A 26,288-nucleotide genomic window follows, 5' to 3' on the forward strand; every position below is an offset into this window, starting at 1 on the left:
TGCTTGTAGCGTGTCCCGGAAAGATTTCTCCCTCCGGACACGCGGGCGGCCTAATCAGTAGTCGTCAGGCCTCCAAAGCAGCCTTCTGAATCTCAAACAACTGCTCAATACCCTGTTTGGCCAGAGTCAGCATGCTGTCCAATTCTGACTGGTCGAACGGAGCTCCTTCCGCAGTCCCCTGTATCTCAATGAAACCGCCCTGGTCGGTCATGATGACGTTCATGTCGGTTTCAGCTTCGGAGTCTTCCGGGTAGTCCAGATCCACCACCGGGGTGCCTTTGTAAACACCGACTGAAAGCGCGGCGACCATCTGCTTGAGCGGAGATTTCTTGAGACGCTTGTCAGCAACCAGGTGGTTCAGGGCATCAACCAGTGCCACGCAGCCGCCGGTGATGGCTGCGGTGCGGGTGCCGCCATCGGCCTGGATGACATCGCAGTCAATGGTGATGGAGTGTTCACCGAGAGCGGTCAGATCCACCGCTGCACGCAGGGAGCGGCCAATCAGGCGCTGGATTTCGACGGTCCGGCCACCCTGTTTGCCGCGGGCGGCTTCACGGCCCATTCGGCTGCCGGTAGAGCGGGGCAGCATGCCATATTCGGCGGTGATCCAGCCCTTGCCTTCACCCCTCAGAAACGGAGGGACCTTGTTTTCGACGGAGGCAGTGCAGATGACTTTTGTGTCCCCGAATTCCACCAGCACAGAGCCTTCGGCGTGACGGGTGTAGTTGCGGGTGATTCGAACATCTCTGGGTTGTTCGGGCGTTCTGCCGCTTGGACGCATAGTGTTTCCTGAAGTCAGTTTTGAATGTCCGGGAGCGAGTCCCGGGCGAACGTTTGTCGAAAAGGCCGGTCAGTATATCACGTTGGGGTTGGCCTTTTGTCCGGTTCGCCGTTGCTGTTAAGAGCCTGTTAAACTTCATCGATACAACTTTATCGAAGCGGAGCTGACATGATCCGAAGTATGACTGCATTTGCCCGCAAGGACGTCCAGGGAGACTGGGGAACGTTGACCTGTGAAATCCGGACTGTGAATCACCGGTATCTCGAACCCTCCTTCCGCCTGCCGGAAGCGTTCCGTGAGCTGGAGAACCGGTTCCGGGAGGAACTGAGAAAGCAGTTGAAGCGGGGCAAGGTGGATGTCTCCATGCGCTTGCAGTCGGCAGAGAAAGGCTCGCAAAGTTTCGAGATCAGCGAAGACATGGCCCAGGCGGTGAATGAGGCGGCCAACCACATCAACCGGATTCTGGATAATCCGGCCCACATCAATGCCCTGGACATACTCAGGTGGCCGGGCGTGCTGTCAGTGCCGGAACAGGATTATAGCCCTGCAAAAGAGGCTGCCGTCGGACTGTTCGAGCAAACCGTGGCCGAACTTGCATCGGTGCGCGAGCGGGAGGGGGAGCGCCTGCGGCCACTGTTCGAAGATCGCCTGAAAACCATGGGTGACCTCGTTGCCGACGTCCGTAGACGTATGCCGGAATTGCTCGAGGCGCAGGAGAAAGCGCTGCGAGATCGGTTCGAAAAAGCCAAAGTGGAACTGGATGCCGAGCGGGTTGCCCAGGAGATGGTGATGCTGGCTCACAAAAGCGATGTGGCCGAGGAGCTGGACCGGCTGGATGCCCATATCGGTGAGGTGTCCGATACTCTGAAAAGCGAAGATGCCATTGGTCGGCGGCTGGATTTTCTCATGCAGGAGCTCAATCGAGAGGCCAACACCCTGAGCAGCAAGAGCATTGATGCCGGCGTTACCCGTACTGCAGTGGATCTCAAGGTTCTGATCGAGCAGATGCGAGAGCAGGTGCAGAATCTGGAATAAGCCGAATCTCTACGCCGGTGGTCAATTCAGTGTGAGGTCGCTCAGTTCCGCCGGCAGTTCGAACGTCATCTTGCGCTTGTTCAGGGGGCAGTCGAATTCCAGGAAAAAGGCGAGAAGCTGCAAGGGTGCGCCGGCCGGTCGCCCGTAAAGGCGATCACCGATGATCGGATGGCCGAGGCCCGCCAGATGCCGGCGAATCTGGTGTTTTCGTCCGGTTTCGATACTGACTTCCACCAGCGAAGTTTCCCCGGTTTCGTCCAGCTCGAGCGTTGATACACGGCTGACGGCCGCCTTGCCCTCGACGGGCGCATCAACGAGCTGCTCCCGAGCGTCGATGAGGCCGGCCACTCGCGCCTTGTAATGTTTGGTCATGGTCCGCCCCGAAAAACACTGTGAAAGGGCGCCGGCCGCTTTCGAATCATGGGCGATCAGCATCAGCCCGGCAGCGTCGGCGTCGAGCCTGTGGATCAGATGGCATGGTTGCTCAAGCTGGATTTCGGCCAGGCGAAGCAAACTGCAGTGGTCGCCCCACTGGGAGCCCTGGGCCAGAAGTCCATGAGGTTTGAACCAGACGGTGTAGCGCCCCGCATTCTCCAGGAGAATCGGTTTTTCCGGTTTCCTCTCAAGCACCTTCTCGTCGTAGTAAAACTGTAGTCGGATACCCGGTTTCAGCTCCTTTGTGGCACGGCGTAGCCGAAGGCGTTTGCCTTTGTGAGTCCACCAGCAGGCGCCTTTGGTCATGGCGTCCTTGATTTTCTGACGCGAAAGCCCGGGGGCCGCCTCGCTCAGGGCGTCGATGGCTTTGCCGGGCTGCTTCACGGTGATGTCGATGGTGGTTCGCATGGGTTCTTGCAGTCGCTGAACAGTGGATAGGCAAATGGTATCAGCTGACGCCCTTGTGGGGTGCGGTGTTTTGCCAAAGTCCGTATAATTCCGTGCTTTACTGGCCGGAATACGCGGCCGCCGTGTCCAGGTTTGGAGTTCTCGGATTATGAGTCAGGCAGTTGAGCAGGGTACTCTGTACGTTATCTCCGCGCCATCCGGTGCCGGCAAGACCAGCCTTGTGGCGGAAATGCTCCGCAGTGACGAGAAGCTCGGTGTTTCCGTCTCGCACACGACCCGCTCCATGCGGGAGGGCGAACAGAACGGGGTGAACTACCACTTTGTCAGTCGGGCCGTGTTCGAGGCGATGATTGGCGAGGGCGACTTTCTTGAGCACGCCGATGTCTTCGGAAATTACTACGGCACTTCCCAGGCATGGGTTCGGGAAACTCTGGCAACAGGCCAGGATGTGATCCTGGAGATCGACTGGCAGGGTGCCGCACAGGTGCGACGGCTTATTCCCGAGTGTGTCAGTATTTTCATCGTGCCACCGTCGCCGGAAGTGCTGCGCGAGCGACTGGTTGGGCGTGGTACCGATGCGCCGGCGGTCGTGGAGCGGCGCCTGGCCGAGGCTGAGGAAGAGTGCCGTCACGCAGTGGAGTTCGACTTTCTGGTGGTAAATGACGACTTCGAAGCGGCCCTCGGAGATCTGCTCGCGATTGTCCGGGCCCAGCGCCTTCGCATGGAAGTGCAGCAGCCAAGGCATCGAGCGTTGCTGGCAGGATTGTCCGGCCCGGCGTGATACGGGGTTTTCCTGTATACAAATTGAACCGGCCACAGTAAACTGTGCGGTCTGCTGAAACAGTCATTTTATGAGTCGGGGAAGTTATGGCACGAGTTACCGTTGAAGATTGTCTGGAAAACGTTGATAACCGCTTCCAGCTGGTAATGCTGGCAACCAAGCGTGCCCGTCAGCTCGCTACCAAGGGTGCCGAGCCGATGGTGGCTGAAGAAAATGATAAGCCCACGGTTATCGCTCTGCGCGAGATTGCCGAAGGCAAGATTACTCGTGATCTCCTCAAGGAAGAAGACGACGAGTGACCCAGCTGCGGAGCCAGGTATATAAGTATCTGTCCGCAAGCGAGAAGCATTGAAATCTGTCCCCGCGGTTTTATAGTGTAGCTATAGAACGTTGCTGGAAGGACTCTGGAAGGACCCGGATGCGTGCATTCGGGTTTTTTGTCCCTGAATTTCATGAAGTCGTGGAGGCGCGGTGTCGGCAGAGGCTACGGTTGAAGGACTGGCTCGAGAGCTAAGTTCCTATCTGGATACCACTCGCATCAATCAGGTGCGACGCGCCTATTATTATGCCGAGCAGGCCCACGAGGGCCAGATGCGTAAAAGCGGCGACCGGTACATCACTCACCCCCTGGCTGTCGCCCATATTCTCGCCGATCTCCGTCTGGACCATCAGAGCCTGATGGCGGCGATGCTTCACGATGTGATCGAAGACACCGGCATTCCCAAGGATGCGCTGGCGGAGCAGTTCGGCGACGATGTTGCGGAACTGGTGGATGGCGTCAGCAAGCTTACCCAGATCGAATTCCGGTCCCGGGCGGAAGCCCAGGCTGAAAACTTCCAGAAGATGACTCTGGCAATGGCCAGAGATATTCGGGTAATCCTGGTGAAGCTGGCGGACCGCCTTCACAATATGCGCACCCTGGGCCCCATGCCCTATGAGAAGCGACAGCGCATTGCCACCGAGACCCTCGATATCTACGCCCCCATAGCGAACCGCCTGGGTATGCACTCGATCTGCACCGAGCTCGAGGATCTGGGGTTTACCTCGCTGTATCCGATGCGTTCGAAATACATTTCAAAAGCGGTGGACAAGCTCAGGGGCAGCCACCGCGAAATCATCGAGGATATTCGTGGCAAATTGCAGGAGAAGCTTGAAGAGCGCGGCCTGCCGGGGCGGATTCTGGGCCGGGAAAAGCACCTGAACAGCATCTACAACAAGATGAAGTTCAAGCAGAAATCCTTCCATGAAATCATGGACGTTTACGCGTTCCGGATCATCACCGATACCGAAGACGACTGCTACCGGATCCTTGGTGCCGTACACAGCCTCTACAAACCCCTTCCGGGCCGCTTCAAGGATTACATAGCCATGCCCAAGGCCAATGGCTACCAGTCCATCCACACCACTCTGTTCGGGATGCACGTGAACATCGAGATCCAGATCCGTACCGAGGAGATGGAGCATATCGCCAATAACGGGATTGCGGCGCACTGGATGTATAAGAATGAACCCAGCAGCGTGACCAGCGCCAACCAGGCCCGGGTCGACCGCTGGGTGAAGGGGCTGATGGAAATGCGGGAACGGGCCGATGACTCCATGGAGTTTATCGAGCATGTAAAGGTAGACCTGTTCCCGGACGAGATATACGTTTTCACCCCGAAAGGCCGCATCATGGAGTTGCCAAGCGGGGCGACGCCGGTGGACTTTGCCTATGCCATCCACACGGACATCGGCAACGCCACCGTAGCCTGTCGAATCAACCGCAACCTGGGTTCCCTCAGCCAGCCTCTGCAGAGTGGCCAGACCGTGGAAATCATCACTGCGCCCGGCGCCCGCCCCAACCCGGCCTGGCTCAGTTTCGTGGTGACCGGCAAGGCCCGGAGCAGTATCCGGCACGTGCTCAAGAGCCAGAAGCGCGCGGAATCGCTGGAGCTCGGTCGCACCCTGCTGAAGAAATCCCTGAAAGGGTTTGGTGCGAAACTTTCCGAGATCAGCGACGCCCAGAAGCAAGCCGTGGTGAACCACAATCAGGTGAACAGTTTTGATGATCTGATCAGTGACATCGGGCTCGGCAACCGGATGGCCTATCTGGTGGCTCGTCAGCTCGCGAGCGGCTCAGAGGTTGCCGAAGCCATTGAGGCTCCCAGGGATATCGAGGGTGGCAATCATAGCCCGGTGACCATTCGTGGCACGGAAGGCCTTCTGGTCCGGTTCGCCAGCTGTTGCAAGCCGATTCCGGGAGACCCGGTGGTTGGGGTGATGGATTCCGGCAAAGGTATGGTGATTCATTCCGATACCTGCTCCCGGTTGCCCGAGGACGATGAGGGGCGGGCTCGCCTCACGCATCTTAAATGGGCCAAGGACATTACCGACGAATTTTCCGTGGAGCTCCGGGTAGAGCTGGAGCGCCAGCGCGGTGTGATTGCCGAGATGGCCAATGCGGTTGCCATGGCGGACGGCAACATCGAGCGCATTAACGTGGAAGAGCAGAACGCCCGCTTTGGCGTTGTCAGTCTCGTGGTACACGTTAATGGTCGCCGGCACCTGGCCCGGGTGATGCGCCGGATCCGCAACATTCGTGCGATTACCCACATCAGCCGTGTGCGGCACTGACCCCGACCAAAGCCCGGTTGACAGGCGCGCCACGCAAGGGCGAGGATTGGCGTTTTGGAAGAGAGGAAACCAAGGGTCATGACCAACAAATCCGTAATTCAGACCGAGAATGCGCCCCAGGCGATCGGCACATACTCCCAGGCGGTAAAGGCAGGGGATACCGTGTACCTGTCTGGCCAGATTCCGCTGGTGCCGGAAACCATGGAAGTGGTCGCCGGCGATTTCTCTGCCAAGACCCGGCAGGTATTCGATAACCTCAAGGCCGTTTGCGAGGCCGCCGGTGGCGAGCTGAAGGACATTGTGAAACTGAACATCTACATGACAGACCTGGCCAATTTCGCCACGGTCAACGAGATCATGGCCACCTATTTCCAGGAACCGTATCCGGCCCGAGCGGCGGTAGGTGTCGCGGCGCTGCCCAAGGGAGTGCCCATTGAAATGGAAGCGGTGATGGTGCTCAGCTAAGACCTGAAAACACCTGAATTGAGAAAAGGCGGCCTTGGCCGCCTTTTTTAATGCCGAAGGCTCATCCCTGGTCAATCATGGCGCGGTAGCCGGCACGGAAATCCGGGTAGCGGAACTGGAAGCCGGTGCCCAGCAGTCGCTTGTTGCTGCAGCGTTTGCTCCCGGCCCGGCCACCTTTCCGGGCATCAGGCTGCGGATCGGCGCAGGGCGTTTGCTGCCGCACCCAATCTACTACCTCATCAAGTCTTACCGGCTCGCAATCGCTGGCAAGGTAGCAGGTCTCCAGTGACGCTCCCGAAAGTGCCAGCTTCACAAGGTGGGCAGCCGCCTCCGCTGCATCCTCCTCGTGAATCCGGTTACTGAACGGTGCTGGCTTCGCCGGATTCATGCGCCCCTCCTGTACCTCCTCGAGAAAACGACGCCGTGAAGGCCCGTAAATGCCGCTGTATCGAATGATTGTCGCCGGATGGCCGCTTTCCAATGCGGTCTGTTCACCGGCCAGGACCTGCTCGCCGCTGAACCGGGCCGGTTCTGTGGGGCTGGATTCATCTACCCAGCTGTCGTCATCCTGTGAATAGACACTGCTGCTGCTCACAAAGAAAAGGTGCTTCAGAGACTGACTGCCGACGGCCGCCAACAAATTTTCCAGGCCAGTCACATAGGCATCGCGATAGCCCTGCTGGTCGTAGCTGGAGGGCGTCAGGCAATAGAGGATGATATCGAGATCAGCTGGAAGTTTGCGGGCCAGGGTCTCAGGCCTGGTCAGATCGGCGCCAATGCCGTGAACGCCCTCGGGAACAAGCCCGGGATTTCGCCGCAGGCCAAACACGGTGGCCGAGGTTGTCAGCCGGCTGGCAATGGCGCCACCGAGTTTGCCGCAACCGGCAACGAGAATTCGGGGCGTCTTACGACTTTCAGTGATTGCCATAGACAATTTCAATCCTTATGCTTTACCTCATAAATTCGTGAAACTTCGACCCGCATCTATCTGACCGGAGCTCACCATGACTCTCACCGAGTTACGATACGTCGTTACGCTGGCCCGCGAAAGGCATTTTGGCCGGGCTGCAGAGCGTTGCCATGTCAGCCAGCCAACGCTCAGTGTTGCTGTGAAAAAGCTGGAAGACGAGCTCGGTATCCCTCTGTTCGAGCGAAGCAAAAGCAGCATCCGCGTGACCGAAACCGGTCTGCGCATTATCGAGCAGGCCCAGCGGGTGCTCGATCAGGTCGGCCTGATCAAAGACATGGCTCAGGATGGCAAGAACCAGCTCAATTCGCCTCTGAAGGTCGGTGCGATCTACACCATCGGTCCCTATCTGTTCCCGCACCTGCTCCCCGAATTGAGGCGGGCGGCCCCGGAAATGCCGCTCTATATCGAAGAGAACTATACCGCCAACCTGAGGCAGAAACTCCGGCAGTCTGAGCTCGATGCCATTATTATTGCCCTGCCGTTCGAGGAGCCGGAAGTGGTTACCCTGCCGCTCTATGACGAACCGTTCGTTGTGTTGCTGCCCGCGGGACATCCGCTGGCCAGCAAGGAGCAGTTGACTGCCGACGAGTTGGCCAAGGAGCAATTGCTATTGCTCGGGCCCGGACACTGTTTCCGGGATCAGGTTCTGGAATCCTGCCCACCCCTGGTAGAAGCCGTAACCCACCGGGCAAACAACGGTTCACCGGCGCTGGTGACCGAAGGCAGTTCTCTGGAAACCATTCGCCATATGGTCGCTTCCGGCCTGGGCATCACAGTTTTACCACTCTCGGCGGCCACCGCCATGCAGTACCACGAGGACATTCTGGCCGTTCGACCGTTTGCGTCCCCGGTGCCGTTCCGCACAGTGGCTCTGGCCTGGCGGGTTACGTTCCCGCGGCCCAAGGCTATTGATGTGCTCTCCCTGGCTGCCAGCCAGTGCCGGGTAATCGAAAAGGCGAAAACAGACACACCGGTTGTGGCCGAAAGCGCCTGAGCCTGACTATGACGTCACTGGATGACATACCGGTCACCCAGCTCAAGGGCGTAGGAAACGCCCTGGCAGAAAAGCTCGCCAAGCTGGGTATTACCTCCCTGCAGGACCTGCTGTTTCACCTGCCTCACCGATACGAAGACAGAACCCGGGTAATACCCATGGGAAGTCTTCGCATCGGTGATGTGGCCGTGGTGGAAGGGGAGGTTATGAAAGCGGACCTGATCATGGGTCGCAGACGCAGTTTGCAAGTAACTCTCCGGGATAACAGCGGGTTTCTGGTGATGCGCTTTTTTCATTTCAACGCGGCCCAGAAAAACCAGTTGAGCGAGGGCGCCAGGGTTCGCTGCTTCGGCGAAGTCCGGCCCGGGCGCGCAGGTTATGAGTTCTACCACCCGGAGTACCAGATCAATCCGCCGCCCATGCCAGCGGAAGGTGATGCGACCCTGACCCCGGTTTACCCGCTGACAGAGGGCATCCAGCAGCCTCGCGTCCGCTCGCTCTGCCAGCAGGCTCTGGGCTATCTTGACCGGTTCCCGATCCGTGACTGGTTGCCCGGGAACCTGCTGGCCGAGTATCAGCTGCCCGGAATCACCGAAGCTGTCCAGCTGGTGCATTCCCCGCCAGCCAGCGCGCCGGTTAACCTGCTTATGGAAGGACGCCATCCGGCGCAACAGCGCCTGGTGATGGAAGAACTGCTGGCCCATCAGCTGAGCTTGCTTCAGGTGCGTGAACAGATTCAGGCTCGTGAAGCGCTCCCGCTCCTGCCCACGGGGGATTTGCCCGAGCGTTTCCTGGATTCCCTGCCCTTTGCACTCACCGGTGCCCAGCGCCATGTGCTGGCCGACATCCGTCAGGACCTGAGCCAGCCACTGCCGATGCTCCGGCTTGTTCAGGGCGATGTTGGCTCGGGCAAGACCGTCGTCGCGGCATTGGCGGCGTTGCAGGCTATTGGCGCCGGTGCACAAGTAGCCCTGATGGCGCCCACCGAAATCCTTGCCGAACAGCATTTTCAGAATTTCCGGGCATGGCTGGAGCCTCTGGGCATCCGTCTCGCGTGGCTATCCGGGAAGGTAAAAGGAAAGACCCGGACGGAAACGCTGGAAGCGGTCCAGTCAGGGGATGCCGCCGTGGTGATCGGCACCCATGCCCTGTTTCAGGACGACGTCAGGTTCCATCGTCTTGCCCTGGTCATCGTCGATGAACAGCATCGTTTCGGCGTCCACCAGAGGCTGGCCTTGCGGGAAAAGGGTGTCGGTGGCTCACTGGCACCTCATCAGTTGATCATGACCGCAACACCCATTCCCCGTACGCTTGCCATGAGCGCCTATGCCGATCTGGACACCTCGGTGATTGATGAGCTGCCTCCAGGACGGAAGCCGATCGAAACCATTGTGATTCCCGACAGCCGCAGGGAAGACGTGATTGAGCGGGTTCGGGGCGCCTGCCGGGAAGGTCGACAGGCCTATTGGGTTTGCACGCTGATCGAGGAATCCGAGGCTCTGCAGTGTCAAGCTGCGGAGGTGACTGCCCAGGAGCTTGCCGAGCGATTGCCGGACCTGAAAGTGGGGCTGGTGCATGGCCGGCTGAAGGCTCAGGAAAAGGCGGCGGTGATGGAGCAGTTCAAAGTTGGCGAGCTGGACCTGCTGGTGGCCACAACGGTCATTGAAGTGGGCGTTGACGTACCTAATGCCTCGCTGATCATCATTGAGAACCCTGAGCGCTTGGGCCTGGCCCAGTTGCATCAGCTTCGCGGTCGGGTTGGCCGGGGGGAGCAGGCGAGTTTTTGTGTGTTGATGTATCACCCGCCCCTGTCTGCCAATGGCAAGGCCCGCCTGCAGGCGCTCAGGGACAGCCAGGATGGCTTCTTTATTGCCGAGAAAGACCTGGAGATTCGGGGGCCGGGCGAAGTATTGGGTACCCGGCAAACCGGTATGATGCAATTTCGTCTGGCGGACTTCGAACGCGACAAGGGCTGGATTGAGCCAGTTCGGAAAATGGCACCGGGCCTGATGGTCCACCCGGAAATTGTCCGGGCTCTGGTTCGCCGATGGCTCGGCGACCGGGCGCGCTATGGCGACGTGTGAAGGCGTCCAATGAGCCTTCGAAAGCGTATGAAATCGCTTTGGAAATAGAGTTCAGTCAACGTCAGGGCCATTTCTTTGCCCTATACTGAACTTAATGTGATTTTCTCACTCGGATTATCCGACGGAAAGCAGCAATATTCGGGAGAACTTTATGGAATTACCTGTCGCAGTTCAGCAGGCTCTGGGCGAGACCGCAGCTGGTGTATCGCTTAGGGATGCAGGCCAGGCGAGCCGGACAGAACTGTTGCGAATGGTTCTGCTCAATGATGAGCAAGGGAACCTTCAGGTAATCTGCCGCCGCGACGATCTGATTGACCTGGAACAGTTGAACAAGCAACTGGGCCGGGACCTGCGCCTGATGAAGCGTCGCGAGCAGCTGCGGGTTCGGGAGAGGGCTGGCCTCAAGGCACTCCCGGCATTGCCATCACTGACAGGCTGGCCAACCGTGGTCGATGAACGCGTGGATGAGCTGCCCTCGGTTGCCCTGGAACTGGGCGAGCAGAATCTGGCGATGGTCATGCCTGCAGAGGACTTCCGGGCCCTGACGGCCAACGCGGACAGGCGCTCCCTGGCCGTTGCTCCGGAGTCCATCAAGGTTAACCTCGATGACCACGGCAAGGACCGGGAGCAGTTTCATTCCGCCATTAAAAAGTTTACCAGCCTGAGAATACAGCAACGGCTTGAAGACACCCTGGAGCTGCCGCCGTTGCCGGAAACCGCCCAGAGGATTATCCATCTTCGGGTTAATCCTAACGCCGTCATGGGCGATTTGGTGGATATTGTGGAGAGCGATCCAAGCCTCGCAGCGCAGGTGGTAAGCTGGGCCTCGTCGTCGTTCTATGCGGCAGCGGGCCAGGTGAAGTCTGTGCACGACGCCGTCTCCCGGGTACTTGGGTTTGATCTGGTGATGAACCTTGCAATGGGGCTTTCCCTCGGGCGGGCGCTAAAACAGCCACAGGATCATCCGGACGGGTACGTGGATTACTGGCAGCAGGCGATCTGGCAGGCCCAGTCAGCCGGCATCCTGGCCAGCATGATGCCCCGGGGCGAGCGGCCGGTGTTCGGCCTTGCCTATCTTGGCGGTCTCCTCCACAACTTTGGCCACCTGGTGCTTGCCCAGGTTTTTCCTCCCCATTTCAAGCTGGTGTGCCGTTCCCTTGAGGTGAACCCGGATATCGATTCCTCAGTCACCGAGCATTATTTTCTTGGTATCACCCGCGAACAGATTGCGGCCCAGTTGATGGAAAACTGGGGCATGCCGGACGAGGTTACCCTGGCGATCCGTTATCAGAAAAACCCGTCTTACGATGGTAGCCATAGCGTTTATGCCCGGTTGCTCTGGTTGGGCCGGCAGCTGTTGACCGCCCGTGGCGTGGCTTTGGGTGCGGGGGAAGACGTCAGCCAGGCATTTTATGACGAGTTGGGGCTGAATCGGGAACAGGTTGAAGAGCAGTTCGACGAGCTGGTGAACAGCAAGGACAGCGTTATGGCCATGGCCGGCATGATGAGCCAGTAAGGTCAGCATTCCCCATATTTTGACTCAAAAAAAGCCGGCCCAGAGGCCGGCAAGCTCACCCGCTTTATTGCAGAGTCGTCCAAACTTATCAGGAGAAAACAACGTTAGGTGGCACCTGCCGCAGATGAAAGGTGCCTCCCTGTTTTCAATTTAGACCCTGATAGAGAAAAGAAAAGTCAACACTTGTAACCTGGAAGGAATGATCGCCGTGTCAGTTTTTCAGCGCGTCAGAACCTTTTGATTTGATGAGCTAAATTATCCTTTTTGCCGACCGCCTGGTTACAAATTGTTACAAAAATAAGGTCTGACCAGTTCCCTGGATGCTTGAATGGCTGACGCTAACCTGAAAAGGAATGGTGTCGGATAGCGGTTGCGGCTCGGCGAATTGCATCGGCATGCTTCTGTTCCACCTCGAAACGTTCCTTGTCCATCTTGTCCACGAACTTTGTCTCCGTTGCTTGCCGTGCCCGGTGCGTGGGCATGTGCTGCAACTGGTCATGCACTTCCTGGAATACTCTGAAAGGTGATTGCTCCAGCAACTCCGGAGCAATGTGATCGAGCAGTCCCTTGAGTCTCAGACAGGCTTCCGAGTATTCGATCTGATCCTCTTCAACCGCCATCGCAATAACATGAACACTGCGGATCATGTCTTGTCTGCGGTTGGTCTGGAACGCCTCGGCTTTGGCCTGTCGTTTGCGATTTTCCGAAAGCAACCCCATCTGACGCCGGATGAAGACCGCCAGCAGAACGATGGCGATGAGACCAGCAATAATCAGACTCCACTGCAGCCACTGGGGCATTTTCGGCTCCTTTTATGAATCAGGCCCGTTTGCGTTGGCGCTCTGGGCGCCAGACTTTGACAGCAACGGGCTGTCCATTCAATACGGAAGTGCCAGAGAGCGGATCAATTCGACCGTCGCTGAGCAAGTCGTTGATGCTGGCACCGGCATGGGCAGCCGCCACTGACTGACCAGTGCCCTCGCGGTCATGGCCCCAGCCATGGGGAATGGATACCACGCCGGGCATGACATCTTCGGTAATCTCAACCGGCAAGACAATCTGCCTGGATTCCGAAGATATTTCTGCCGAGTCAGCGGCTTGCAAACCCAGGCGGCTGGCGTCTTTGGGATGAATCATCAGGGTGCACCGGTCCTTGCCTTTAACCAGCCGCTGACTGTTGTGCATCCACGAGTTGTTGCTCCGGACGTGGCGCCGGCCAATCAGTTGCAGGGAGTCGCCGGCCGGCGCAGCCAGGGCCTCATGGAGCCTGCCAAGGTCGTCCAGGTAGCGCCTTGGCGCAAGGTTGATCTTGCCGTCGCGGGTAAACAGGCGTTCAGGCAGCGATGGCTGGAGAGGGCCCAGATCGACGCCGTTCGGGTTGTCCTTCAGGGCACTCAGGGAAAGCCCTTTCGGTAGCTCCTGCCAGTGGCGGTTCAGGGGGCTGAGCTTGGCCAGTCCACGAAGCGGGTGTCGTTTCGGCAGGATATCCATCACCAGATCGACCGCAGGCTGCAGCAAGCCCCGCGCACGCCCGGCATCAGCGCCATAGGGGCCGGATCGCAAGAGCAGATCAAGGATCGGGTCTGGCCCAATCTGCTTGAAGGCGCGCCAGCCGAGCTCGGCCCGCAGGGGCAGTTGCCCACCTTTCCGGAGCTTTTCCAGCCGGTGGGCCAGTTCCAGTAGAATCTGCCAGTCATGGCGGACACCCGGGCCGGCATCGAACAGTGCTTCGCTGTACTTGGCGAAATTGCGCACCGCAAACATGCTGAAAATCAGATCGTAGTGGCTCCGTTCCAGCGCCGCGGTCGGGGGCAGGATGATATCCGCATGCCGGGTTGTTTCGTTGAGGTAGTAATCCACCGAGACCATGAAGTCGAGGCCGCCCAGGGCTTCCTCCAGACGTCGGCCGTTGGGGCTGGAGAGAACGGGATTGCCGGCAACGGTGACAAAAGCCCTGATCTGCCCATCGCCGGGGGTTAACATCTCATCGGCCATGGTGCTGGCCGGGTATTCTCCGCCGAATTCAGGCAGCCCCTTCACGCGGCTGTGGCGATTGCCGAAGTGACCCTTCTGACCGGCCATGGCACCAAGCTCTACCAGATCAATCGCCGGCTGCGAGAACAGAACGCCGCCGGGCAGGTCCAGCTTCCCGGTCAGGATGTTGAGGCAATAGGCCAGCCAGGTTGCCACACCGCCAAAGGTCTGGGTGCTTGTCCCCATGCGCGTGTAAAGAGCCGCCTTTCGCGTGGTGGCGAGCTGTCGGGTGAGGGCGCGAATGTCCTCCGCGGAAATGCCAGTGTGGGCGCTGACCGCTTCCGGGGTGAAGCTGAGTGCGGCCAGGCGCAGGAGGTCTGCGTCTTTCACCAGCCTTTCCGCCGGGCCGGGATCCACCAGCTCTTCTTCAAACAATGTATGCACCATGGCCATCATCAGCAGGGCATCGCTTCCGGGCCGGACGAAGTGGAATTCGTCGGCCAGCTTGGCGGTCTCGGTGCGGCGGGGGTCGACCACAACCATCTTGCCGCCGCGCTGCTTCAGGGCCTTGAGTCGCCCGCGGAAATCCGGAACCGTCATCAGGCTGCCGTTGGACGCGATGGGATTAGCGCCAATGCAGATAAACAGATCCGTGTGATCGATATCGGGAATGGGAAACAGAACCTGATGCCCGAACATCTCGAGACTGGCGAGCATGTGAGGTAGCTGATCATTGGACGTTGCTGAAAACCGGTTCTGGGTTCCGATGGCCCGCAGCAATGGCATGGTGGCAACCAGAGAGCCATGGTTGTGTACGTTCGGGTTGCCGAGGTAAACGCCGATGCTGTTGCGGCCGTGGTCCTGGCGGGTCTGGTGGAGCTTTTCGGCGACCAGGTCAAACGCCTCCGCCCACTCCATTTCCTGCCAGCCGGTCCCGGTTTTGCGTATCGGCTTTTTCAGGCGGTCCGGATCTTCGTGCAGATCCTGAAGCGCAACCGCCTTCGGACAGATATGCCCCCGGCTGAGCGGATCATTCTCATCGCCCTTGATGGAAGCAATCCGGCCGTCCTTCATTTCGATCGCGACACCGCACATGGCCTCGCAAAGGTGACAGGTACGATAGTGGGTGCCGTTTTCCATGAAGGGGCTCTCCTGAAGGGTTGTTGTTTTGCTATAGCAGTTTCAATCTGCAACCAGATTAGCAGTAAATGGCTTGGATGGGGAAATAACCACCGCTTGTACCCTGTGCAAAAAGGGCCAACCCGAAGGCTGGCCCTTTGCAGTGGTTTCAGAGCTTTTAATGCTCTGCCGGGATCTCTTTGACCGGGTTGGATATGAAGTTGAGGTAAACGCCCTGTTCGGGGATTTGTAGGGGCAGATCAATCGTCACGATTTCGCCGCCAGGCACCCCGAGCGCCCGCGCCCGGACATTAATGTCGACCAGGTTTGAGTTGCGTTGCTCAATCTGCATCCGGCCGTCATCGAAGAAGGTGATGTTGCCCTCCAGTTCAAGCACAAACTCCCGACCGTACAGGTCGTGGCGGCCTCCCAGCGGGATTTCCATATCGGGTGCATCGAGCATCAATTCGGCCCGGGTCTTGAAGACCGGCTGGCCATTTTCACCCTCGGTTATAACCCCGGGTATCAGGCTAGAGCGGCTGCAGCCCGGGCCGGAACACGCTGGGTCGTCCTTGGCATAGCGCATGCGAAGGACCTGGGTATTGGTAATGGACTCCTCCTGGAGTGGGATAAATCCAAAAACCCTAAGCTCTGTGAACACACTGATCGATGTGGTCGCCAACTGCGTGGGATACAGGTTCACCAGAATCCCCTCATCGCCGGTTGGCTCATAAACGCCAGGGCCAATAACTTCCGTGTTGAGGGCGTAGGTCTGGTAGATGAACTTATCTTTGGGGCAACGCTCGCCGGTCTCGCAGCCAACCCGCGCATCGGCAGTACTGGCCACAATCACGGGCGGAGAGGCTGATGCTTCGTTATTGCGAACCCTCAGTTTCGTTGAATTGGCTGAAGCGGCCCAGCCCTCAGCGTCGCTGCCCTGGTGGTCAAACGGCTCAAGGCAGTCCGGGTTGGTGTTGGAGTCACAGTCCACAATGAAGTTGGCATTGGTGTCGCGAACTGGCAGGTTTCGCAGAGGCGTGAAAACGCTGTCCAGAGGCTCCGTTCCGGTGAAATAGATCACCATGTCGTCCGGTCCGTTGTTGCCACCTCCGTCATCAAGCCCTTCAAGCAGGTCGGTTTTCAGCGCAAGGCCATCGGAATCGCAAATCGAGGTGTAGCTTCCAGTCGAGCAGCTTCCTGCATCCTCCGATGACTTCAGGGTGTACCGATAGTGTGCGTCGGCTTCCCAGGGCTGGTCCGGGTAGAACCGGATCCGCTGGAGATTCTTTTCAAGCCGTCCAGGTACGTTGCTTTCCACAACCGTGACCGAACCATTGGGTTCCTGCCTCACTTTCTCAACGATGAAGGTGTCTCCCTGAATAATGGAATTCAGGTCCATGGACTTGGAGAAGACAACGGTAATGGGACGATCTGACGGCATGGTGCTGACCGGTAGAGTGTCACCCACACCGCCATCGGAATAGCACTGTCCCAGTACGCCGGCGGAGAGATCCAGCAGACTATGATCGGTTTCGCAAGGGTAGCCCGGATAGGTGGTCAGGGCCAGGGCAGGGCGCCGGGTTACAGTGGAGCCGCCAATATCATCCAGTGAAAACTGTAACGGTGCCACGGTGGCTGGGTTGCCGGCCAGATCGGTCAAACCATCGATGACGACTTCATAGTCAACGCCATGTCGCAGACCATCGCCCGGATTCAGGATAACGGCAGTTCCGTCCAGTTGTGTCTCAAGTGTCTCAACAGGAACACCATCCGCGAACAGTGAAATTCCGGTATCAATGGAGTCCGCGGCAAGGGGCTCATCAAAGAACAGAATGACAGGATCCCCGGGGCGCTGCATGGACTGGCGCGTATCCGGAATGGCGTTGTCCGGTCCGGGCATCCAGCTGACCAGGCTGGGCGAAGTGCTGTCCAGCTCGCGGAGTAGCTCGGCATCCAGAACCGAATCGGCATCGGTGGCCGCCTGAAGATGGAACGCGATGGTCGAGTCAGTGTACTCCTGGCCGAGAAGGTTTGGTTCCACCATTCCGATGGCATCGATGGTCAATACGCCTTCCTGCACCAGCGCGATGCCGCGCAACTCGACCCCCATCAGATCCTGGGAGAGCGCTGCGTTGGGCTGGGCATTTTCGGTGTTCATGGAGACATCCATAAACAGCGTGATATGTCTGGGCGCGTTGATGTCATTCGTGTAGGGGTTGGGGCTCAGGTAGCCGGATGCGTCTGACAACATGGTGACCTTGATGTTGCCGGTGGTCTGAAGTTGGCCGGTAGCGGCCTCCAGCACAGGAACCTCGCCGCCCACCAGAACATCCAGACTGGTACTGTTCAGCACGCTGCCCCGGGCGATACGCAACGGAAGCGCTTCATCAGCCTCGAATGCCGGCGCATAAGCCAGCTCTGCAAACAGATCGCCGGTCTGTTGGGAGGGGCCTGCTTCTCCCTGGAGCACCGAGTTGAGCGTGACGCCGTTAATGACCTGGCCGTTCAGGACGGATCGGGTGACGTCTTGCTCCGCAATACCTGCGGCCAGCCCGGAATCAACAGCAGACTGCTGAAGTACGACCGTTGGGCCTGTCTCGCGGGGCGTGAATGCGATCTCCTCACTGAACCGGTCTGTTTCGGGCGAAGTCAGGCTGGCCAGGTTTTCCAGGCGCAGGGTATAGGTCTGGCTGGTGTCCAGGACATCGTCCTTGCTGCCACAGTTCCTGGGATCCTCGACCAGACAAGGGTCCACCGTTATCCGGTTGCCTTTTACCAGAACCATCGCTGGAACAATCCCTCCGCTGCCATCCAGCAGCTGGATGGAACCGCCGAGAGCCTTCCAGTCTGGATGGATCGGGTGGGTCATGGCCAGGCGGAATGTGGAGAAGTTCATGGCCTCGAACGGACTGTTGTTTGCCGGAACCTGCCAGGCGATATCAAAATCCGCGGCCGAGTTGGTTATGCTTGCTGGTCCGGAGAAACTTCCCCGAGTCTCGAACTGGATGCCGGCATCGCCGACCGCGTTGGGGGTGTCGATCTGGCGACCGCCCTCCGCAGCCAGCGGTTCGCTGAACGTCACCGTGTAGTCGCCGAGCGTGTCGAGTTCCGAAGAGGGCGACAGCATGAGGCTTTTACCGCCGTCAATCCGGCTGATAGAAAAGGGCAGTGACTGTTCCTGAGATTGCAGCAGAATCTTGTTTTGGAGATCTGCATCCTCATCGGTCAACGCATGGCTGAAGCGCAGAACAATGTCCGCTTTCGGGCTGACATCTGCCTGTCCATCGGCAGGGTAGGAATACACCACCGAGCCGGGGGAGACTTTCTCATTCATGGTCTGTTCGTCGCCACCACAGGCGGCCAGTAACAGGGCGGGTATCAGTGCCAGTGTGTTGTTGTACTTCATGGCGTGCCCTCCTTAAAACTTCAGGGTGATGGAGCCGCTGACAACGTGAACGTCGCCGTCTGCAGTAACCGGCGTTTCGTTGCCATCAAAATCCACCAGTGTGAAATCGCGCTCCTGCAGTTGCTGGTATTGGTAACCGATGTCCAGGCGGACGGGGTAGGCCAGCAGACGGGTGCGGTCATACGTGGCGCTCAGGCCGAGGCCCACGACAATCTTGTCGGTATCGAGGTAATTGATCTCGGGGTTGCGGGTAGACTTGAGCGGTGATTCCTCATAGGCAACGCCGCCCCGCACGGAAAAGTTCTTGTTGAGGGCATACTCGGCGCCGATTCGTGGAACGAGCACGTCGTCGAATTTGATCCGGCTGCCCGGTGCAACGGACTGCTGGTCCTTGATCGTATCGGAGGAAAATTCGTTTTCCAGCTCGGACCAGTTTTGCTGCTCCAAGCTGCCACCAACCCGCCAGTTTTCGCCCTTGTATTGAGCGCCAAAGCCGAAGGTTTCCGGCTGGAAGGAATCAATGGTCGATACCGCCAGGCTGAGGCCGGGATCAGGAATGGTCTGGGTAACAATGATGTTGGAGTCCACCGACGTGGAGGCTGCCGATTTGGTGCGATAGGTGAATGCTGTTTCCCAGCCGTTCAGGAAACAGTCGCTTTCAGGGCAAAAGGTGCTTCCAAGATCGATGTTGGTGCCAAGAATCGTTTTGAGCGAAGGTTCGGCATTGACTGCAAGGCGCTCGCGGCTGGTTTCACCACCCAGAGTCGACACAGCGTCAAGATTTGCCTGGGCATCCAGTGTGACCCGCACCGACGCCCCGGCCGAGATTCCGCGCCAGAGTGGCGTTGCACCACCAATGTTCAGGAACAATGGCTCCTTGCCATACTTGAGAAACTGCCCGTTCTCCGAGGTCTGGGAATCGAACGCCAGCATTTCCTTACCGTATTTCTCGACCCCGGCAATGAAACCCAGATAGATCGGGTGCTTGAAACGAGTCAACGATCCCAGATTGGTTTTCATGCCGATCAGCACGTGCTGGCTGGGAGAGTTGGCAAGGATGTCGCCGTTGGCATTCGGATTAGCAGAACGCAGCTCCTGCTCGGAGTGCAGAATGCCCGCAGTCAGTTCCCCCCGCTCGTCTTTCGTGAGGTAGGCAGGGTTGTAATAGGTGGCTGACACCTGGTCATTGAACATGGACAACGACTGGGCAGTAGCAACATCTACGGGCATTACGCCATAAGTGGTGCCGATGTTGCCCATGCTGGCATGAACGGAAACGGAGAAACCGACAGAGGCGGTGGCGATCGCAAGAGAAAGTGCCCTTGACCGGGAACGGGAGGAAAAAGCCATTGATACACTCCATTACTTCGTTGTTTTTATACTCGGGCCGCGAAAGGACGGCTGGTATTTTTGTTCAGGAGCTAGTGTATTCGGCTTGTCTTTGGGGGACGTTGGCTTTTTTGACGAAAATGAAGGGCGGCAGAACCATGTATCGACAAGCGATTGTCACGGCTTGACCATTTATTGGACTGAAAACAAACACAGGGAATGGTGGGCCCAGCTGGACTCGAACCAGCGACCAAGGGATTATGAGTCCCCTGCTCTAACCAACTGAGCTATAGGCCCGTTCAGCGAATGCTGTTTTGAAAGGTGTTTCCTGAGGGGAAACAAAGCGGGCGCCATTATACCGGTGAGGTGTGGCGCCCGCTACTGTTTGGGAAATTATCCCTGATTGCCCTGATCGTCGATGAAGCCACGCAGGTGATCGGAACGTGAAGGATGGCGCAGTTTGCGCAGGGCCTTGGCTTCGATCTGACGGATCCGCTCACGGGTAACGTCAAACTGTTTGCCGACTTCTTCCAGGGTGTGGTCGGTGTTCATCTCGATACCGAAGCGCATCCGGAGAACCTTGGACTCGCGGGCGGTGAGGCCGGCCAGTACCGAGCGGGTGGCTTCGCGCAGACCTTCGGCGGTGGCGGAATCCACCGGGGAGAGGGCCTGGATATCTTCGATGAAGTCGCCCAGATGGCTGTCTTCGTCGTCGCCAATCGGAGTCTCCATGGAGATCGGCTCTTTGGCGATCTTCAATACCTTGCGGATCTTGTCCTCAGGCATTTCCATGCGCTCGCCCAGTTCTTCCGGCGTGGGTTCGCGACCCATCTCCTGCAACATCTGGCGGGAGATGCGGTTGAGCTTGTTGATGGTCTCGATCATGTGCACCGGAATACGGATGGTGCGGGCCTGGTCCGCAATAGAGCGGGTGATGGCCTGACGAATCCACCAGGTGGCGTAGGTCGAGAACTTGTAGCCCCGACGGTACTCGAACTTGTCGACGGCCTTCATCAGGCCGATATTGCCCTCCTGGATCAGGTCCAGGAACTGCAGGCCGCGATTGGTGTATTTCTTGGCAATGGAAATAACCAGACGCAGGTTGGCCTCAACCATCTCTTTCTTGGCGCGGCGGGCCTTGGCTTCACCGATGGAAACCCGACGGTTGATTTCCTTGATGTCGGCAACGTCCAGATCCACTTCAGTCTGTACGTTCTGGATCCGCTTCTGCAGGCGAACGACTTCGTCGATACGCTCGGCCAAGGGCGCTGCGTAAGGCTTCTTGCTCTTGGCAATTTTGTCGGCCCAATCCAGGTTGGTCTCGTTGCCCGGGAACGACTTGATGAAGTCCTTGCGGGGCATTTTGCACTCGCGAACACAAATCTGCATGATCGCGCGCTCGTTCTCACGAACCAGGTCGTTGGTGGAGCGAACCACGTTGACCAGCTCGTCAAAGGCCTTGTTGGCGAGTTTGAACGGTGCGAAAACCTGACCCAGCTCGTTCAGGGCTTCCTGGGTCTTCTTGTCGGACCGACCGTGCTTGGCCAGGGCCTTGTTGGCGGCCTCCAGCTTTTCGTTGAGCAGTTCGAACCGGAGCCGGGTTTCTTCCGGATCCGGGCCGTTATCGGTTTCTTCTTCCGAGGAGTCGTCGTCATCGTCTGAATCCGAGTCGGAATCATCAGAGCTTTCGGGTGTGGTGTCCTCACCCATGAACGGCTCGGCGTCGTCCGGATCCAGGAAGCCGGTTACGATGTCGCTGATACGGCCTTCGTTTTCGAGAATGCGGTCGTAGGCCTGGATAACGGTGCCAGCGGTGCCCGGGAAGTGGGCTACGGCGGCCATCACATCGCGAATGCCTTCCTCGATGCGCTTGGCAATGACGATTTCGCCCTCGCGAGTCAGCAGCTCGACGGTGCCCATTTCGCGCATGTACATGCGGACTGGATCCGTAGTGCGGCCGGCGTCGGTCTCAACGGCTGCCAGAGCGGCAGCGGCTTCAGCGGCGGCGGCTTCGTCAGCGGTGGAGTCGCCCTCGGTCATCAGCAGGGTATCGGCGTCCGGTGTTTCTTCGCACACCTGAATACCCATGTCGTTAATCATGCGAATGATGTCTTCGACCTGATCCGGATCGGCGATGTCTTCCGGGAGGTGGTCGTTTACCTCGGCGTAAGTCAGGTAACCTTGTTCCTTGCCTCGTGCAATGAGGTCTTTCAAACGTGATTTTTGCGAATTGCCTGACATAGACACCCTGTAAACTCGCTTTTAGAAGGAAAAAAGTTAAACAGCCATTATAGCTGTCGCTTAGTTGCTCTGCCACCAAGGAGCCTAGGCTCAAAGGTTAGATGGTGATCAGTGCATCAAGTTTCAAGTGCTGCTAGTCCCCGGTGCCGCTGCTCAGGGCTCTCAGCTCCTGTCGTTCCTCGCTTGTGAGGTTCGACAGATTTCTCAATAGTGTGGCAAGCCGCTGCTGGCGGGATGCCTCTTCATTCGGGCTCAAAAGCTCACGGGCGGCGGCCAGTGTGCTTTCCCGCGCAGGGATATGCTCGATCCCGTCAAACAGGTGGTAGAAGCGCTCACGAGCGCCCGTGTCCAGTGCCAGCGTGCGCACCAGGGTTTTCCTGTCCCGGATGTCGTTTGCCAGAATCCACTCGGCAAAATTCCGGGCCTGATTGAATTGCCGGGAGCTTCGGGCCAGCTCGGTGACCTCGGTGGCCAGGTCCGGTGCTTCCAGCAGGGCAAGACACAGAATGCTGTCCTTGCTGAGTTTCACATCGATCCGATCTTCGGAAACCCGATCCCGTCGCTCGCCGTTCCAGCGCCCTTTCTGTCCCTGCTGGCGGCTCTGCCACTGGTTCCGGCCACCACAAAGGCGGAGCATCTCGTGCCACATGGCATCCCGGAGGGTGCTTCTGGGCATCTTGTTGAGCAGCGGTTCGACCCTGGCTCGCAATTCGCCCCGATGCTCTGGCAGTTGCAGGTCCAGCCCTTCACTCTGCCGATCAAACAGATAGCGGGACAGAGGCGTTGCCCCCTCAATGCGCTTCTGGAACGCTTCCGGTCCCTCCTTGCGCACGAGGGTGTCCGGGTCCTCGCCCTGGGGCAGCATCAGGAACTGGAGGTGAAGGCCATCGGCCATCAGTTCCAGTGCGTTTTCCATGGCCCTGTCCGCAGCCCGGAAGCCCGCCTGGTCGCCGTCAAAGCAGAACACGATGTGTCTGACCTGCTTCAATAGCGCTGTGAGACTGTCCTGGTTCGTTGCTGTGCCCAGCGTCGCAACCGCATAGTGAATGCCGTGCTGGGCGAGGGCGATCACATCCATGTAGCCTTCAACCACCAGCAGCTTGTCCAGCTGCCGGATGGCCTGCTTGGCCTCGAAAAGCCCGTAAATCTCGCGGCTCTTGTGAAACACATCCGACTCCGGAGAGTTGATGTATTTCGCCTTGTCGTCGCCCAGGGTGCGGCCGCCGAATGCCACGGTTCTGCCCCGGCTATTGCGAATCGGGAACATCACCCGGTTGCGGAACAGGTCCCTGGGTTTGCCGTACTTGTCGGAAACCGTGCCGGTTTCAATCAGCGGACCCTGCAGGTCCTTGCTGGCAACATCAAACAGCGCCGTGCCGGTAGAGGGCGCATAGCCCACCTGGTACTGCTCGATGATGGCGTTATCCAGACCCCGTTGTTGCAGGTAGTCCCGGGCGTAGGCACCTTGCTGGCCTTTGAGCGCTGATTGATAGAAGCGACTGGCAAAGTCCAGTGCATCGGTCAGCGTTCGCGCCTGCTGGATTTCCTGCTTTGCGGCCCGGTCGTAGGGCACTTCGAGACCAACCCGCTTGGCCAGTTCCTCTACCGCCTCCGTAAAACCCAGGCCTTCAAACTCCCTGACAAAGCTGATGGCATCGCCATGGGCGCCGCACCCGAAACAATGGTAAAAGCCCTTGTCTGGCCGGACATTGAACGAGGGTGTTTTCTCGTCGTGGAACGGGCAGCAGGCCTTGTAGTTAGCGCCGGCCTTCTTGAGCGTAATGCGTGAACCGATCAGTTCCGCCAGGTCGATACGATCCAGCAGGTTTTCAACAAACTGTTGAGGGATCAGTCCGCTCATGGGGGCTCCACATCAGGCCTTCATCGGAGTTGGCCAATAGCCAAAAATGCCGCCGAAGCCAGGCCTCGGCGGCATTTTTGAGTCGCTCTGTGCAGCCTGCGGCTGTACAGGCAATCAGTGCTTTGCAGTCAAGCGGCGTCAGATAAAACTTAGTACAGACGCTCGAACTTGCGCTGTTCCCGCTGAAGCTTCTTGAGATGACGCTTAACGGCAGCGGCTGCTTTGCGCTTACGAACAGCGGTCGGCTTCTCGTAGTGCTCACGACGACGTACTTCGGAAAGTACACCCGCTTTTTCGCAGGAACGCTTGAAGCGACGCAGTGCTACGTCAAACGGTTCATTCTCTTTCACTTTAACAGCTGGCATTCGAAAATCACCTACCTGATAGATTCGGTTTCAATTTTGTCCGTCTGGCGAGGCCAGACCGGTTCTCGATCCCTGGTCAGATTGGCTAAAACTCGACCAGTGCATATTTTAGGGCGGCAATGATAGCGCCTGCGTTATGGCAAGGTCAATGTTTGTTCGATGAATCTGCCAGTGGGTTTCGGGTTTCTGCTAAAATGCGCGTCGTTTTCATTTCCGCCAACCAATGTGGCCCGAAATTATGCTGATTCTAGGTATCGAAACCTCCTGCGATGAGACCGGCGTAGCGCTGTATGACACCGAAGCGGGCCTGCTGGGGCACGCCCTGTTCAGCCAGATCGACATGCACGCCGATTACGGTGGCGTTGTGCCCGAGCTGGCGTCCCGGGACCACGTTCGCAAGCTCCTGCCTCTGTGCGATCAGGTGCTTTCAGATGCCGGTAAAGCTCGGGCCGATATAGAGGGAATTGCCTACACTGCGGGCCCCGGATTGGTGGGCGCCCTGATGGTGGGTGGTTCCGTGGCCCATGCGCTGGGCTTCGCGCTGGGCATTCCTGTGCTGGGCGTGCACCACATGGAAGGCCACCTGCTGGCGCCCATGCTGGAAGACAATCCTCCCGCGTTTCCGTTCGTCGCATTGCTTGTGTCGGGTGGTCATACCCAACTGGTAAGGGTTGATGGCATTGGCGAGTACGAGATGCTGGGTGAATCGGTGGACGATGCCGCCGGTGAGGCTTTTGACAAGACCGCGAAGATGCTCGGTCTGGACTATCCGGGTGGCCCCCGGGTGGCGGCCTTGGCAGAAAACGGTAACGAGGGTCGTTATCGGTTCCCTAGGCCAATGACCGACCGGCCCGGGCTGGATTTCAGTTTCAGCGGTCTGAAAACCTTCACTCTCAATACCGTCAATGCTGCCCGCAAGGCAGGCGGACTGGATGACCAGGCCCGCGCCGATATCGCACTGGCCTTCGAAGCCGCCGTGGTCGATACACTTACCATCAAGTGCCGTCGGGCTCTGGAACAGACAGGCTGCAAGCGGCTGGTCATAGCCGGAGGGGTGAGTGCCAATAAACGGTTACGGGCGGGCCTGGAAAAAATGGCCGACAAACTCAAAGCCCACGTTTTCTACGCCCGGCCGGAATTCTGTACGGATAACGGTGCAATGATCGCCTACGCCGGTGCCCAGCGCATGAAGGCCGGCCAGCAGGACGGCGAGCGGATTGTGGCAGTGCCCCGGTGGCCAATGAACACGCTGCCGCCCATTAACGAACCTCGTTCAACCGGTCTGGTGGACTGATCGTTAAAGTCCGGCTTCCCGTCCCTGGGCGAGCCGGATGAGGTTGTTGCGGTGGCGAACCACGATCAGAAGTGCGAGCAGGCCGAACAGTGGCAGGGTTTCCGGTTCAAGGAAGGCGCTGATCAGCGGGCCGCAGACAATGGCTATCAGTGAGGCGAGGGCGGATATTCGCCAGCGCCAGATCACCAGCATCCAGATAGCGGCCATCATCAGCGTTGTGACCGGCGCCAGCGCAAGACCGGCCCCGAGCGCTGTCGCGACCCCTTTTCCACCCTTGAATCGATAGAAGATCGGGATCATGTGGCCGGTGACGGCGAACAGGGCAACGACAGCCTGAACCATTACGGAAAGACCGGCGGCATGGGCCAGCCAAACGGGTAACCAGCCTTTCGCGGCATCCAGCGCAAGCGTGAGTAGCGCTGGCGGCCACCCGCCGGTTCGGTAGACATTCGTGGCGCCGGGATTGCCCGAACCCTGCGCCCGTGGGTCCGGTAGTTTCCAGAGTTGGCAGACCGGCAGGGCAAACAGCACGGAGCCTGCCAGGTAAGCGGCGGCGCAGAGTAAAACCGTTAAAACCGGATCACTGGGAAACATGCTGTGGGCTCGGAAGCAAAGAC

General features: G+C 58.5%; 20 protein-coding genes and 1 tRNA gene. 9 read left to right on the top strand and 12 right to left on the bottom strand.

The window, feature by feature from the left end:
* Positions 1-64: 64 nt before the first annotated feature.
* Positions 65-781, bottom strand: a complete 717-nt coding sequence (gene rph / locus HP15_RS01450) for a ribonuclease PH (protein WP_014575896.1) — start codon at positions 779-781, stop codon at positions 65-67.
* Positions 782-949: 168 nt separating this feature from the next.
* Between rph and HP15_RS01455 the strand changes: the two genes are divergently transcribed.
* Positions 950-1,816 (top strand): YicC/YloC family endoribonuclease, encoded by an 867-nt coding sequence (locus tag HP15_RS01455; RefSeq protein ID WP_014575897.1) that lies wholly within the window; start codon positions 950-952, stop codon positions 1,814-1,816.
* A 21-nt stretch (positions 1,817-1,837) separates the two neighbouring features.
* Here HP15_RS01455 and HP15_RS01460 read toward each other — a convergent pair whose 3' ends face one another.
* Entirely contained in the window at positions 1,838-2,659 is an 822-nt protein-coding gene (locus HP15_RS01460) for an RluA family pseudouridine synthase (protein ID WP_014575898.1), read from the bottom strand.
* Between the two features lie 148 nt (positions 2,660-2,807).
* Here HP15_RS01460 and gmk point away from each other — a divergent pair, with 148 nt between their 5' ends.
* The 4 genes from gmk (at position 2,808) to HP15_RS01480 (ending at position 6,518) form a co-directional block, all read left to right on the top strand.
* The gene (gmk, locus tag HP15_RS01465; RefSeq protein ID WP_014575899.1) at positions 2,808-3,440 is read left to right on the top strand and encodes a guanylate kinase; all 633 of its coding nucleotides are present in this window, start codon (positions 2,808-2,810) and stop codon (positions 3,438-3,440) included.
* Positions 3,441-3,526: 86 nt separating this feature from the next.
* Positions 3,527-3,739: a DNA-directed RNA polymerase subunit omega gene (gene rpoZ / locus HP15_RS01470; RefSeq protein WP_008169593.1), complete on the top strand. Its 213-nt coding sequence runs from the start codon at positions 3,527-3,529 to the stop codon at positions 3,737-3,739.
* 172 nt (positions 3,740-3,911) lie between these two features.
* Complete coding sequence (locus tag HP15_RS01475) at positions 3,912-6,053, top strand: RelA/SpoT family protein (protein ID WP_014575900.1); 2,142 nt, start codon at positions 3,912-3,914, stop codon at positions 6,051-6,053.
* Between the two features lie 78 nt (positions 6,054-6,131).
* Complete coding sequence (locus HP15_RS01480) at positions 6,132-6,518, top strand: RidA family protein (RefSeq protein WP_008169589.1); 387 nt, start codon at positions 6,132-6,134, stop codon at positions 6,516-6,518.
* A 61-nt stretch (positions 6,519-6,579) separates the two neighbouring features.
* On the opposite strand, the gene HP15_RS01485 is transcribed toward HP15_RS01480, so the two are convergent.
* Entirely contained in the window at positions 6,580-7,446 is an 867-nt protein-coding gene (locus tag HP15_RS01485) for an NAD-dependent epimerase/dehydratase family protein (protein WP_014575901.1), read from the bottom strand.
* Positions 7,447-7,522: 76 nt separating this feature from the next.
* Here HP15_RS01485 and HP15_RS01490 point away from each other — a divergent pair, with 76 nt between their 5' ends.
* The 3 genes from HP15_RS01490 (at position 7,523) to HP15_RS01500 (ending at position 12,082) form a co-directional block, all read left to right on the top strand.
* Positions 7,523-8,482, top strand: coding sequence for a hydrogen peroxide-inducible genes activator (locus HP15_RS01490; RefSeq protein ID WP_008169585.1), 960 nt, complete (start codon positions 7,523-7,525; stop codon positions 8,480-8,482).
* Between the two features lie 8 nt (positions 8,483-8,490).
* Positions 8,491-10,566, top strand: coding sequence for an ATP-dependent DNA helicase RecG (gene recG, locus HP15_RS01495; protein WP_014575902.1), 2,076 nt, complete (start codon positions 8,491-8,493; stop codon positions 10,564-10,566).
* 151 nt (positions 10,567-10,717) lie between these two features.
* The gene (locus tag HP15_RS01500; RefSeq protein WP_014575903.1) at positions 10,718-12,082 is read left to right on the top strand and encodes an aminoacyl-tRNA deacylase and HDOD domain-containing protein; all 1,365 of its coding nucleotides are present in this window, start codon (positions 10,718-10,720) and stop codon (positions 12,080-12,082) included.
* A 338-nt stretch (positions 12,083-12,420) separates the two neighbouring features.
* Here the strand turns inward: HP15_RS01500 and HP15_RS01505 are convergent, their stop codons facing one another.
* The 8 genes from HP15_RS01505 to rpsU form a co-directional block, all read right to left on the bottom strand.
* On the bottom strand, positions 12,421-12,882 hold the full coding sequence (locus tag HP15_RS01505; protein ID WP_014575904.1) for a DUF2489 domain-containing protein: 462 nt from the start codon (positions 12,880-12,882) through the stop codon (positions 12,421-12,423).
* Positions 12,883-12,901: 19 nt separating this feature from the next.
* Positions 12,902-15,196 carry a molybdopterin-dependent oxidoreductase gene (locus HP15_RS01510; protein ID WP_014575905.1) on the bottom strand — a complete coding sequence of 765 codons (2,295 nt, stop codon included), beginning with the start codon at positions 15,194-15,196 and terminating at the stop codon, positions 12,902-12,904.
* Between the two features lie 157 nt (positions 15,197-15,353).
* Positions 15,354-18,581, bottom strand: coding sequence for an Ig-like domain-containing protein (locus HP15_RS01515; RefSeq protein WP_014575906.1), 3,228 nt, complete (start codon positions 18,579-18,581; stop codon positions 15,354-15,356).
* A gap of 12 nt (positions 18,582-18,593) precedes the next feature.
* Positions 18,594-19,931, bottom strand: coding sequence for an alkane uptake protein AupA (aupA, locus tag HP15_RS01520; RefSeq protein ID WP_014575907.1), 1,338 nt, complete (start codon positions 19,929-19,931; stop codon positions 18,594-18,596).
* Positions 19,932-20,130: 199 nt separating this feature from the next.
* Positions 20,131-20,207 (bottom strand) — tRNA-Ile (locus tag HP15_RS01525).
* 96 nt (positions 20,208-20,303) lie between these two features.
* Positions 20,304-22,151: an RNA polymerase sigma factor RpoD gene (gene rpoD, locus HP15_RS01530; RefSeq protein ID WP_008169681.1), complete on the bottom strand. Its 1,848-nt coding sequence runs from the start codon at positions 22,149-22,151 to the stop codon at positions 20,304-20,306.
* Between the two features lie 133 nt (positions 22,152-22,284).
* The gene (dnaG, locus tag HP15_RS01535) at positions 22,285-24,012 is read right to left on the bottom strand and encodes a DNA primase (protein WP_014575908.1); all 1,728 of its coding nucleotides are present in this window, start codon (positions 24,010-24,012) and stop codon (positions 22,285-22,287) included.
* A gap of 149 nt (positions 24,013-24,161) precedes the next feature.
* Positions 24,162-24,377: a 30S ribosomal protein S21 gene (rpsU, locus tag HP15_RS01540; RefSeq protein WP_007153483.1), complete on the bottom strand. Its 216-nt coding sequence runs from the start codon at positions 24,375-24,377 to the stop codon at positions 24,162-24,164.
* A gap of 238 nt (positions 24,378-24,615) precedes the next feature.
* On the opposite strand from rpsU, the gene tsaD reads away from it, so the two are divergent.
* The gene (gene tsaD / locus HP15_RS01545; protein ID WP_014575910.1) at positions 24,616-25,671 is read left to right on the top strand and encodes a tRNA (adenosine(37)-N6)-threonylcarbamoyltransferase complex transferase subunit TsaD; all 1,056 of its coding nucleotides are present in this window, start codon (positions 24,616-24,618) and stop codon (positions 25,669-25,671) included.
* Positions 25,672-25,674: 3 nt separating this feature from the next.
* Here the strand turns inward: tsaD and plsY are convergent, their stop codons facing one another.
* Positions 25,675-26,265 carry a glycerol-3-phosphate 1-O-acyltransferase PlsY gene (gene plsY / locus HP15_RS01550; protein WP_014575911.1) on the bottom strand — a complete coding sequence of 197 codons (591 nt, stop codon included), beginning with the start codon at positions 26,263-26,265 and terminating at the stop codon, positions 25,675-25,677.
* Between the last annotated feature and the right edge of the window lie 23 nt (positions 26,266-26,288).

Source organism: Marinobacter adhaerens HP15, from assembly GCF_000166295.1.
Lineage (GTDB): Bacteria > Pseudomonadota > Gammaproteobacteria > Pseudomonadales > Oleiphilaceae > Marinobacter > Marinobacter adhaerens.